Annotated in this window: 9 protein-coding genes and 1 pseudogene; 8 read left to right on the forward strand and 2 right to left on the reverse strand. The window is 58.5% G+C overall.

Annotated features, from left to right (window positions below; all coding sequences use genetic code 11):
* Positions 1 to 286 precede the first annotated feature (286 nt).
* From D7S89_RS03275 to D7S89_RS03310, 8 genes are all read left to right on the forward strand, one after another.
* The gene (locus D7S89_RS03275; protein ID WP_183085082.1) at positions 287 to 1,396 is read left to right on the forward strand and encodes an iron-containing redox enzyme family protein; all 1,110 of its coding nucleotides are present in this window, start codon (positions 287 to 289) and stop codon (positions 1,394 to 1,396) included.
* A 3-nt stretch (positions 1,397 to 1,399) separates the two neighbouring features.
* Positions 1,400 to 2,401, forward strand: a complete 1,002-nt coding sequence (locus D7S89_RS03280; protein WP_121275535.1) for a GHMP family kinase ATP-binding protein — start codon at positions 1,400 to 1,402, stop codon at positions 2,399 to 2,401.
* Complete coding sequence (locus D7S89_RS03285) at positions 2,398 to 3,456, forward strand: cysteine synthase family protein (protein ID WP_121275536.1); 1,059 nt, start codon at positions 2,398 to 2,400, stop codon at positions 3,454 to 3,456. The genes D7S89_RS03280 and D7S89_RS03285 overlap by 4 nt, the downstream gene beginning before the upstream one ends.
* Positions 3,453 to 4,676: an ATP-grasp domain-containing protein gene (locus D7S89_RS03290; RefSeq protein ID WP_121275538.1), complete on the forward strand. Its 1,224-nt coding sequence runs from the start codon at positions 3,453 to 3,455 to the stop codon at positions 4,674 to 4,676. The genes D7S89_RS03285 and D7S89_RS03290 overlap by 4 nt, the downstream gene beginning before the upstream one ends.
* A complete protein-coding gene (locus D7S89_RS03295) occupies positions 4,669 to 6,147 on the forward strand; it encodes an argininosuccinate lyase (RefSeq protein WP_121275540.1) in 1,479 nt (492 codons plus the stop codon). Before D7S89_RS03290 ends, D7S89_RS03295 begins: the two co-directional genes overlap by 8 nt.
* 110 nt (positions 6,148 to 6,257) lie before the next feature.
* Entirely contained in the window at positions 6,258 to 7,448 is a 1,191-nt protein-coding gene (locus D7S89_RS03300) for an MFS transporter (protein WP_183085083.1), read from the forward strand.
* Positions 7,445 to 8,392 carry a PhzF family phenazine biosynthesis protein gene (locus D7S89_RS03305; protein WP_121275544.1) on the forward strand — a complete coding sequence of 316 codons (948 nt, stop codon included), beginning with the start codon at positions 7,445 to 7,447 and terminating at the stop codon, positions 8,390 to 8,392. Before D7S89_RS03300 ends, D7S89_RS03305 begins: the two co-directional genes overlap by 4 nt.
* Positions 8,385 to 9,647, forward strand: coding sequence for an ATP-grasp domain-containing protein (locus D7S89_RS03310; protein ID WP_121275546.1), 1,263 nt, complete (start codon positions 8,385 to 8,387; stop codon positions 9,645 to 9,647). The genes D7S89_RS03305 and D7S89_RS03310 overlap by 8 nt, the downstream gene beginning before the upstream one ends.
* A gap of 569 nt (positions 9,648 to 10,216) precedes the next feature.
* On the opposite strand, the pseudogene D7S89_RS03315 reads toward D7S89_RS03310, so the two are convergent.
* Together D7S89_RS03315 and D7S89_RS27095 are read right to left on the reverse strand one after the other, a co-directional pair.
* Positions 10,217 to 10,426, reverse strand: a pseudogene (locus tag D7S89_RS03315) (helix-turn-helix domain-containing protein); the annotation flags it as partial.
* A 392-nt stretch (positions 10,427 to 10,818) separates the two neighbouring features.
* On the reverse strand, positions 10,819 to 11,919 hold the full coding sequence (locus D7S89_RS27095; protein ID WP_147426586.1) for a hypothetical protein: 1,101 nt from the start codon (positions 11,917 to 11,919) through the stop codon (positions 10,819 to 10,821).
* Positions 11,920 to 12,389 lie beyond the last annotated feature (470 nt).

Below are 12,389 nucleotides of genomic sequence, written 5' to 3' on the forward strand. Positions count from 1 at the left end.
CTTACGCGTCCTTGATTTTTCAAAATATGCATGTAGAATCAATCGCCATAATTCGCAGTCAAAAATTCCGAGGTCGCATGCAATTTATTCAAGCTATTTGCTGTGATTTTTCAGGGCGCGTTGTGCGTCAGCGTTAGGTATGGCGCCATAAAACGCCATTCTTCGTCGGTTACGTCGCTCGGGTAGGGACGTACTTCCCACCCCCATTCTGAAGTGCGCCACATACGTGCAGAACATGCAGCGTAGGGGCGCGGCACATCAATCAATCAGCCGGAAGCGAGCGTATATGTTGAATATCGATCATATTGCCAAGCAGAGCCCTCCGCTTCAGTCCTGGGAATGGCCTCCTGTGGCCGTGGCGTCACAGGGAAAGCTTGATGCTGACTTTGACGCCTTCATGGCGATGTCGTCGGAGAAGCAGCGCGAATATCTGAAGCAGCTACGCAAAGACCCGAAAGAGCATTCTTTCCTGCTGCATGAATTCCTCGGCATCGTCAGCGGCTACTTCTTCGGCTACCAGGACAGCCCGCTTTTTCTGGACGTCGACGACGACTTCGAGATCAATATTCAGAAGGCGAAGATCGTTCTTGAGCGTGAAGCAAAGGATTACTGGCTTCAGCTGCCTGAAACGGAGGAGATCCCGGACGTCGAAACCGCCGTCCGACGCCTGCGTGAAATCGCGGCCAGCAACCCCAGCCTGTCCCATCCGCTGTTTCCGTACCTGCACAACCATGCCAGCGCCGAGGGGCTGCGAGTTTTTCTGTGGAACGAGGTCATCCGCAACGAAGTGGTCGACGACGAAGTCGCCATGCTGAGCGTCGGCATGCAAGGGCTGATGAAGGTCAGCACGGTGTCCAACCTCTGGGACGAGCTCGGCCACGGCACGCTGCGCAACCTGCACACCTACTGGCTGCGCCGCTTGCTCGACGGACTCGGAACGGTGGAAGACTTCATGCAGTACCGAACGACCAGCCGTCCCTGGTTCACCAAGATCACGACCAACATCTTCAACATCCTCCTGTCACGGCCTGGTCTGAAATTCATGAAGTACGGCTGGTTCCTGACCAACGAAGGCTGGGTCGAGCCGCACTTCCGAGACATTGTCGAGGGCATGAATCGGGTTGGTTTCGTCTCCGAGGATATCCAGGTCTACTTTACGGCCCACATCAGCATCGATCCGATACATACCAGCGAGCTGATCGACGGCCTGCGGCTGCAAGTCCCGGCGCTCAGGCCCAAGGAGTTGGGGCAAATCGTCGCCGGCGCGCATATGGCGGTTGCGGCTGCCAAGGCCCAGTACGACTACGTGTACCAGTACATCAAGGAAATCACTGAAAAAAACACGCCCGCCCAGGCGATCAACGCCAACGATCCGCAACCTGTTGAGGAGGGTTGAGTCATGGAGCAAGTCACGCTCATGCAGTCGGAGAGTTGGAGCCGCTACGACCAACGCGGCAGCGAAGCGCAGCGTACCCAGGCGAGGGCAGCGAGTCCGAAGGCAGGGCTGGGGGTTGGGGTTGGCGTTGCCATCGGTCACCACGGCGAAGTGTTGCAAGGTGGGATTGACCTCGACGGCAACGGTATTCGCCGCTTCCTGATCACCTTGCCGTGGCCGACCATCAAGTCACACGCCAAATTTCTCGCGCTTCGCAATAGCGAATTGATGGCGGACCCAGAGCGGAAAAGCAAATCGCTCGCGGCGGCGCGCCTCACCATGCTGCACCTGGGCATCGAGAATTACGGCGGGTTTCTCGAAGTCATGTCGGATGCCGGTGCAGGGTTGGGAATGGGTTCCTCGACCAGCGATGTCGTAGCGAGCATCCGCGCGGTGGCGAATGCGTTCGGTGAATACCTGAACCCGATGGAAGTGGCGAAGCTGGCCGTCATGTCAGAGGTCGCTTCGGACTCCATCATGTTCGAGGACCGTGCAGTGGTGTTCTGCCAGCGCGAAGGCGTCGTGCTCGAAGCCCTCGAAGGACGGCTTCCGCCGGCGTTCGTCATCGGATTCAACACCTGCCCGGAAGGTGGCGGCGTCTCCACCACGCACTTCCCGCTCCCGGACTATACGCAGAAGGAGCTCGAGGCCTTCCGGCCGTTGATCGGCGCATTGCGCGCTGCGGTCAGAACGCAGTCCGTGCAGCTGATGGGCAATGTGGCCACAGCAAGCGCGAAGATCAATCAGCGCTTCCTCAAAAAGAATCGCTTCGAGGAGCTGCTGGCCCTGGCCGATGCAAACGGCGCGTGCGGTTTGCAGGTCGCGCATAGCGGGACCGTTGCCGGCTTCCTGCTCGACCCCAGGGACAGGAACATCCCCAAGCACATCAGCGCCATCAAGCGCGGCTTGGCAGCGCTGGGCATCCATGAACTCTGGTATTTCGACTCCTCGTGGGAAACGCAATGAACAACTATCACCAGGCCATTTACCGGACGTACGAAGAGTCCGTGCTGTACCCGAAGATGTTCCAGTTGCAGGACAACCTGTATGCGGCGAGCTTTTTCCTGATGAAGCTGCTCCCGGCCAAATACATCCTGGACGCCGCGCGCCGGGAAGGACGGCTTCATCCAGGGTCCACGGTTGCCGAGACGACCTCCGGCACCTTTGGTCTTGCGCTCGCCATCCTGTGCAATCACTACGGGTACAAATGCATCCTTGTGAGCGACCCCGTGCTTGACCCGCTGCTGAAAAACCGCATCGAGAGCCTCGGCGCATCTGTCGATATCATCGAGCAGCCTGCCGCCGTGGGCGGTTACCAAAAGCCGCGGCTCGAACGCTTGATGCAGTACCTGGACCAGATCGAGGGCAGCTTCTGGCCCATGCAGTACGCGAACCGGAGCAATCCCGGCTCCTACGCTTTGCTGGCGGAGTATTTGTCCACCGTTATCGGCAAGATCGATTGCCTGATCGGCACTGTCGGCTCGGGCGGCTCGATGTGCGGTACGAGTTCGTATCTCAGGGAAGTCAACCCGTCGATGCATGTGATCGGGATCGATACCGTCAGAAGCGTCCTGTTCGGACAGCCGGACGGCAAGCGCCTGGTGCGGGGCCTCGGGAACAGCATCATGCCGGAAATTCTCGACCATACCGTGTTCGACGAGGTGCACTGGCTGACTGCTGCCGAGACGTTCTACGCGACGCGTGAGATCCACAACCGCCACGGACTGTTTGTCGGCGCAACCAGCGGTGCCGCATACCAGGTGGCCAAGCACTGGGCAGCCGCCCATCCCGACAAGACGACGGTATTCATTTGCCCGGATGAAGGCTACCGATACCTCGATAACGTCTTCGACGACCCCTGGCTGAGCAAGATGGGCATCGAGCTTCGCGCGTGTCCGGAAGCGCCCCGGGTGGTCGAGTCGCCACGCGTGGATATGCCGCAATGGTCGATGATGCATTGGAATCGCCGCACGCTTCAGGAGGTGCTTGACGCGGAATCGAGCCGGGAGCTCACGACATGAGCACACCGCTTTTCGTTTTCATCGAAAGCAACACCAGTGGGACCGGCGTCTATTTCGTGGAGGAGGCAAAGCGTCAAGGGCTGCGCCCTGTCGTTCTGACTTCCAACCTCAAGACCTATCAGGGGCGGTTTGCGGAAGATGTCGCCCTCCATGAGGTGGACACCGCCGATGTGGACGCGATTCTTGACTGGATTCGCCGGTTCGGCGACGGCCAGATCAACGGAGTCTATTCCTCCTCGGATTATTTCGTGGGCACGGCGGCGCTGGTGGCCGAACGCCTCGGCTTGCCGGGGCCCAGCTCCCTCGCCATACGCGAATGCCGGGAAAAACTGACCCAGCGCAACCGACTGTCGGACGCGGGCCTGCTGATGCCCACCTCGATTCTGGTGACGGACAAGCAGCAGATCGCGACGGCATATGAAAAGGCCGGCCCTCGTGTGGTCATCAAGCCTCAGACCGGATCGGGCAGCTTTGGGGTGCGCTATGCGGATTCCCTGGACGATGCCCATGAGTGGGCTGCCAAGCTGCTCGAGATCGGAACCAACGAACGAGGACAGCCTTTCGGGGGCGTACTGATCGAGTCGTACTTGTCCGGAAGCGAATACTCGGTGGAGGTGTTCGACTCAGAGGCCGTCGTCGTCACCGAAAAGCACCTGAGCGAGATGCCCTTCTTCATTGAAGTAGGCCACGATATGCCGGCTGCGGTCACCGAGAGCACCGAAACCGCATTGATGGCTTGCGCACAGGCTGCCGTCAAGGCTTTGAACCTGGGTTGGGGCCCCGTCCATGTCGAACTGCGGAATACGGCCGACGGGCCCGTGATTATCGAAGTCAATCCGCGCCTCGCGGGAGGTTTCATCCCTACGCTGGTCAAGCTGTGCACGGGTGTCGACCTCATTGCCGCCACGGTCGCAAAGGCGGCTGGCACCCCTATCGAAGCCAGGAAGACCTTGTCCCGTCATGCAGGTATCCGCTTCTTCAGGGTCGAGCGTGCCGGACGCCTGACGGACGTCGAGAACTGGATTCACGTCGAAGAGGATGGGGCGTTGGTGGAGGCCAAGCTCTACGCCAGGATTGGCGATGAGCGCCAAGTTCACCACGATTTTCGCGATCGAATCGGCCATGTCATCGCCAGTGGCGAAGACCGCGCGCGCATCGTGGAGCGGCTCGACCAGGCGATGAATCGCCCTCGATTCAAATGGGTGTCTGCTCATGAGTGATACCGGACGCATCAAGAAGCACCTCGACCTCGACATGCAGGCACTGGTGTTCCGGCCGTTGGAGGATGAAGCCCTTGCGCAAGAGCTGGGCTACATCGCGATGGTCGATCAGGCGCACGTGCTCATGTTGATTGATAGAGGAATACTCCCGGAGAAGGACGGGGCCACCCTGTTGAAAGAAATCACGCGACTGATCGCCGAACGCTTTGCCTCCTTGCGGGGGAAAGCGCCGATCAGGGGGCTCTATCTCCTCTATGAAAACCATCTGATCGAGAAGACCGGGGACCGGATAGGCGGCATGTTGCAGGCCGGCCGGTCACGCAACGATCTCGGGGCCACCATTTCCAGGATCCGGGCGAGAAAGCCGTTGCGCGCCTGCGTGGAAAGTGGGCTCACGCTGATCGAGACACTGGGGGCAAAATCACGAGAGTTCGCATCCGTCGTCATGCCGGCGTACACGCATTACCAGCCTGCCATGCCCGTCACCCTTGGACACTATCTGGATTCGATTGCGCAAGCTTTGCTGCGCGATGTGGACGGGTTGCTGCAGGCCTCCAGCTCCCTCGAGTGTTCCCCGCTGGGAGCCGGGGCGTGCGGCGGAACAAGCTTCCCGATCGCGCCCGAGGAAACGGCCGCTCTGTTGGGCTTTACGAGCGTTGCCGCGAATTCGATCGATGCTGTCGCGAGCCGCGATCACGTTTTGCGGTTGCTGGCCGCCGCGGCCATTCTCGGGTTGACGATCAGCCGGTGCGCCTCGGACCTCATGCTGTGGTCCACCTACGAATTCGGTTTCATCCATCTTCCGGATGAACTGATCGGCTCCAGTTCCATGATGCCCCAGAAGCGCAATCCATTCTTGCTCGAGCACGTCAAGGGCAGAAGCGGGTCGCCGCTGGCGTGCCTGCAACATGCAGCGATGGCCACCCATGCCGCTCCCTACGGTAATTCCGTCGCCGTCGGGACGGAGTCCGTACGCGGGTTCGAGGAGGCCATGGAGGAAGTCCGCTCCTGTCTCCTGATCCTGCAAAAGCATATCGCCCTCATGGAACCCCGGGCAGCGCGCATGGAGGAAGTAGCCAAGGCCGCAAACACGGCCGCGACCTTTGTCGCGGAAATGCTCGTGAGGGACGCGGGCATGAGCTTCCGCGATGCACACCACCAGGTGGGCGCAAAGATCCTGGAGGCAGAAAAGATCGGCGTGAACGGCGCAGTGCATGCCGCACAGTCGCTATTGACGCTCGAGCCCGAGTCGCGATCGACCATGGCCTCACCGGGCCTCGCGATGAGCGCTGCTCGATACGGGGCAGGGCCGGGACGCGAACCATCATCGGAGAACAGTATCGGGGATCGCTGCACGGCTCAACGGCAATTGCTTGAAGCCAGAATGACTCCATGGCGCACCGCGGAAACCACCCTGAGTGATCGCATCACGAAGTTGCTCGAAAAGCACGGTCACTTGCAGGCGGCGTAGCGATTGACTCTTTCGTTTCGTTTCGCGTCGCCCCTCGCGACGCGAACGGCGAGATTGCATCTATCGAATCCAAGAGCGGTATTCCTTCCTGAATGAAGACGAGAGGTTTGATGATCACCAAGAAGAGCACTGTCGACACCCAGGCCCGACCCATGTACTGGCTGACCCTTTCCAGCCTGCTGCTGGTGACAGGCGCCGTGAACTTGCAGGTGCCTCTTTACCAGCACTACGCTGAAATCAGCGGGGCGAGCCACACCATTTCGGCCCTTGCGTTCGCCGCCTATGTAGGAGGACTCGTTCCGATCCTGCTGTTATTTGCTGGTGCGTCTGATCGCCTCGGCCGCAAGCCGGTCGTGATGCTGGCGTTACTCGGCTCCCTGGCCGCGACTATTCTGATGTCGGTCTTTCCCTCGATGGGGTGTCTCTTCGTTGCGCGAGTGCTTCAGGGCATGGGAGTCGGTCTCGGCATGGGCACCGTGACGGCCTATCTCAGCGAGCAGCGCCCGGGAGCCGAGAAGACCGTTTCCGCCCACGTCGCCTTGGCTTCATCGCTGGGCTTCGGCGGTGGAGCGCTTTTCACGACGGTCAGCCTCATGCTGCTCGATACGTCTTTGCCTTTGAGTTTCGTGGTTGCCATGATCGCGATGGCGATTGTATTGGTCGCCATGCCGTTCGCACCGGCAACGGTCAGAAACAAGGACAGCGCGCTGACCCGCCTGCCGAAATTTCTTCCAGGAAGTGCGGCGCCGTATCTCGGCATTTGCGCGGCCTGGAGCGTTTCGGGCCTCGTGATCGCATTGCTGCCCGCGCAGCTGGCGAAGCATCAGCTGGCCAGTTGGGCAGGTCCTGCGCTCTTTCTGGTCAACGTCGTCGGCATCGTGTGCCAGCCAATGGCCCGCAAGCTCAGCCCCGGGATCAATCTCGCGATTGGCGCGCTGCTGATCCCGCTCGGCTACTTGATCATGATTCGTGGCGCCAGCGCGGGCAACGTGCCATGGCTATTGGTGGGCGCTTCCGTAGCGGGCGCGGCCTGTTATGGGTTCACCTATCTCGGAGGACTCACGCATATCGTCGAGCGTTCGGGTTCCGAAAAGGCGCGCTCCGTTTCAGGCTACTTTCTCTTTGCCTATTTCGGATTTGCGGCCCCCAGCATCATGATGGGGGTGGTGGCGGACAAAACCAGTATTTCCGCCGCACTGGAGGTGTTCGCGTACGGCATCGCGCTCGTTCACATGCTGCTTCTACTGATGATCTTTGCGCCTGCCCGGTTGGCGCCACTGTTTAGAAGGGATGCGCAATGAACTATCCATACATCCTTGCTGACGTCTTCACCTCGGAACCGTTCGGGGGTAATCCCTTGGCCGTGTTCCCGAGCGCTGACGGCCTCACGGCGGAAGAGATGCAGCTCATCGCCCGCGAGTTGAATCTTTCCGAGACGTCGTTCGTGTTTTCTCCAAACGAAGGGAAGGCCACACATACCGTGCGTATCTTCACCCCGTCGAAGGAGCTTCCCTTTGCCGGGCACCCGACGATAGGAACCGCGGTCGTCATCGCCGGGTTCGGGAGCCATGACAATGCGACCCAGCCCCTCGAGCTCGTGTTTGAGGAAGGGGTGGGCAACGTGCCGGTGAAGGTAACCCGGCTTGAGGATCAGTCATATTTCGCGACACTGAAAGCGCGAGCCGCGACCGTGGACTATGACGTCCCCTCGATCGCTGCGCTCGCGAAACTTTTGTGCCTTCCCGTCGAAGCGGTGCGAGCAGATGTGTTGAAGCCGGCCGCAGTGTCCTGTGGCGTTCCCTTTACGATGATCCCCTTGGCGAACCGGGATTATCTTGCGGCTTGCACCCTCAACATGGAGGCATGGCAGGCGCTCCTTGCGGGGCGCGATGCCGCCCAGGTCTATCCGTTTGTCGTCGATCACGATCGACGCGAGGTGCACGTGCGGATGTTTGCTCCCGCGTTCGGGCAGCCGGAAGATGCGGCGACCGGAGCCGCTGCCGCGGCGCTGGGAAGCTTCCTCAGTCAGTCCTACGATCTTCGAGATATATCCGAGTGGCGCATACATCAAGGAGCTTACATGGGAAGGAAGAGTGTGCTCAACGTTAAAGTCGTCCCCCACCTGCAGGACGCAGGAGCCGTCGAGCTGGGAGGCAGCGCGGTCGTCATCGGGGAAGGGAAGATCTATGGCCGTCTCCTAGCCCGCTTCCACAATTCTCACGACGAGGGAGCCTGCCATGCGTAACCAGGCATTCATTCTATTCGGCGGGTACACGCGGTCGCTTTACCACCATTTCATCCCTTTGCTCATCAAGATGGGCATGAAGGTCCTGGTGATCGATCTTCCGGGAAGCGAGTCTCTTCGCAATGACGCAGGCTGGGAGCCCGGTATGGTGGAGGCCGTGTTCTGCGACGGTGAAGATTTGCCGACCATTCTTGCCACTTGCAAGGGTTGGGAGGAAAGCTATCTCCTCCAAGGTGCGCTGAATACCATCGAGGAATTCACTTACAGCAGCGCGATCGCCATCGACTATCTGAAGCTGAAGGGGCCGGGAATCAAGGCTTGCACGATAGCGAGCAACAAGGCGTTGCAGCGCGCGTACTTCGAGCAATGGAGCCCGGCCTATCGGTACATTACCCAGCGTGAAGGCCTCCCGCAGGGATGCCCGTATCCTTCGATGCTGAAAGCGACCAACCGTCATGGCGGAAGCGGTGTCATTCGGGTCAACAGCGAGGCGGAGGCCCTTGTCGCCTTGTCGAGTTTCGAACCGGACGAGCGGCTCAATTTCGAAGAGTACGTGGTGGGTAGCGACTTTTCGATCGAGACGATCGTGAGCGACGGGGAGATCGTCTTCCAGAGCCTCACGGAGGAGGACAATCTGTACTCGAATGGGTATCACATGGAAATGGGATACAACATTCCGGCGGTCGGTTTTGAGCCTGCATTGATCGAAAAAGCGTATGACATCAACCGTCGCGTTCACGAAGGCATGGGCTTTCAGTACGGGACGTCGCATGCGGAATACCGCATCACGCAAAGCGGCGAAATACGCCTGATCGAAATCGCGGCGCGGCCTCCTGGTGACGGGATCTTTGCCCTGTATCAGCTTTCTACCGGGAAGTTGATCGAGGAGTCCGTGCTGGCTTCCGTCATGGGAAGGGAGGCCAGTTATCCCTTGCCGCTACGCTATACGAAGCAGACCTGGCTACGGCATGAACCCGGCATCTTGCAGGGTATCGACCATCCTCATGAGGGTGTCGAGATCAACTATTTTCCGGAGAGCAAACGGCATCCACGGGAATACTCGTTCGACGCGGCACAACCGCCCACTTTGCGCGAAATCGTGCTCGAGCATCGCAAGGGAGAGCAGCTGGGCGAGATGGCCGGGCAGGGGTCGCGCCTGGGCTGGGTCATTATCGATGCGCCTTCGCCGCAGTTGCTTGCCCGGGGTACTGAGGAGTTTCTGGACACCATCAAGGTTTCAATGGGTGAGGCATAGTCGGACGTCCAACGATCGACGTTATCGCCCACATTGGCCCAGGCACTCCGCGAGGCAGTGCTGGGCCTTCTGTGACATATCGACGAACATCACTTCCCAGATGTGGCCGTCGTGGGCTTCGAAGCTGCGATCGTAGATGAAGCCGGCCCAAGCCGCTCAGCCGCCCGCCACGGCATCAGTCGTCCTTCGACCATCGCTTGTTCGTTCACTGGATAAGGCTTACGGCACCGTCGAGGTCAAATGAAGAAAGGACTTTTTATTCTTGTGGCGGTTCTGGTTGCTCTCATAGGTGGTTGGGAGATAGCAGCAGCTATCGCGCGGCTTCCGGGGGAGATGCCTGACTTTTTGGATGACTTCATCCGTTGGTCTTTGAGGATGATTGGCGCCGTCCAGTTGGAGAACACGGACGATATTGAGGTGATCGCTTTTTTGCTGGCGTTTGCCGTTTGCGCGGTGCTTGTCGGTGTTGTTGAGGCGTCCTGTTGGGCCGTGATTCGGCGTCTTCGTCCCAGATAGTAGAGTTGCCGGCCTTGGCGGCCGGCTGATGACGATTCGATCGGCGTAGCGAGATTGCTGCTGGGCTTCGAGCGCCGACGCGACACGAGACCTTGTGGCCCGTGCTCACGCAGTTGACCGACCAGCCGGCGAATCTGCCGTGTCGTCAGCCCGAGGCGCTCAGCCGCGCGCCACGGCTTGAGCTTGCCGTCCGCCACGGCCTGGATCACCTTCAAGCGGTCGAGTTCTCGCATGTTCAATGTCACCAGTGCAGTCGAATGCATGGCCGGCTCCGTTGTCCCGCAGGGAGCTGCCAAGCATACCGAGGTCAAAACGCGACATTTCTAAATAGCCAGAACACGACATTTGCATATAGCTCTAACATCAAAACCGTTGATAATTCATGTTATGTCAAATCATATGTCTTTCAACCACCACGGCAGGCACACACTCAGTGAGAACATCACACCCGGTTGGCCGCTGCGAGGGATGCTGGGGCCACCGGCACAGGAACGATCGATATCTCAGTGCGAGCCTCTCGCATGCTTCATGTGCGGCGCCCCAACCATCTCGGCCCGATCTTGCTCATGCTGATACCTGAAAATCAAAGCATGGACGCTCCCCGCTCATGTTCGATGAACGTGAGCAGGTGTATCCGAGCGATTCAGTCGTTCACTCAGTGTTGCTCCGGCATCCTCTGCAGCGAGCGTGGAAGCTGGTTAATAAGTTGCGCCCCCGCCGAATTGCGCATCGCAATCTGCCGCACTCCATTCAATTCAGGCGGCCGCTGAGGCCCAATAACGAGGAAGTGACTGCTGGCCCCCGCGTTATGTTCAGAATACTGGTGCCACGACATCTCGGTTTTTTCGTCAATTTTTACCGGTTTATCTTTATCGTCCGGAAAAATCAGTACATGCCCCCCGACATTGATTTGATTCATCTTTTCGATGGCCTCCTCCTCGCTCATGCCCGCCGGGTAACCATTGCTGTTCTGCATCGTATGAAGCATAAAATTCTTTAGATCTTCGTTTCCACCAACGGCCCTTCCGAGCATATTATTTGGTATTCTAAATCGAAGAACATCTCGAAATGGTTTTTCGGGTGATCCCCATTTTTTACTAATTTTACCTTGCGGCTCTGTTTCGTGACCGGTCGTGAGATAGAACCCATATCCGAATTCTCCTGGGCTGCGATTCACTTCCAACTCTTTTTGATTCATAACGCTTGAATTGGCTGTAACATGGGCCAATTCCGTGTGCGTTGCGGGGATCAAATCAGCAGGGACTCGGTGCGGAGTTGCATTTGGTATGTCCCAATTGGCCAATTTCTTCCTTCCGGAAAGTATTCCGGGGATCGCAATTTCTTTGCCGGCTTCGTTCCATACATGCGGGCGTAGCTCGTTGTCATCTGCCTTCAATTTTTTGAGAAAAGATTCCGAATCGTCGCAGGTTATTTCTTCGTTGCTATCCAAAAGAAATGCCAAAGTGTTTTTTAAATTCGGGTGCAGATCATTTCCACTCTTCTCTCTGTACCAATTCGATATCGTATTGACTTTCTGCTCGGTCGTCCCATGAAGCAGCGGAGCGGAATTACGCCGTATCTGGTTGTGAGCAGCGGCGGACGAAGCCTGAGACGTGCTGGAACTCGGATTCAGCTCAGTGAAAGCTCCTCGCGCCAAAGACGTACTCGCATGCGTCGTACTTGCCGATGTCGTCTGCTCATTGCCCTCAGACGCATCCGTTGGCCTGTCGGTCACATGACCCAGTCCGTTCATCATCTCTTTTTGCTCCTGAAAAATGGGGCGCCTCCGCGTGAGTCATGCATGTCGCCCTGGCATTTTCACTATGAAGCGTTTGAAGACGCGGCCGAACTTGGGGTACGAAGTCCTGCGTCGATATGCGAACAGGATTTAACTTGCTCGCAGTATCGACATGAATGTGCTGCACTACAGCTTGCTTGTCCATTCTGCCTACGGCGCTCCGTCCTTTTGCGGTTGTACGCCTCATCGATCGTCAATGGCTAGGCTCGGCCGGGGCACGCTCGACGTGAAGCCCACTACTCTTCGGGGGTGTCTGCCAGAGATCATAGGCGGTCTACCCGGCCAGACAGGCCTCGGCGCGACCGATGCACCTCGTCACCAATCGGACTCATCAACAACGCGGCGCACCAACACTGTCAGCCAGGTTCGCTTTATCTCCGTAGCACCTCTCTCCTGAACACGAGCACTATCTACGAGATCCACGCATA

The organism is Trinickia fusca, from assembly GCF_003628145.1.
Classification (GTDB): domain Bacteria; phylum Pseudomonadota; class Gammaproteobacteria; order Burkholderiales; family Burkholderiaceae; genus Trinickia; species Trinickia fusca.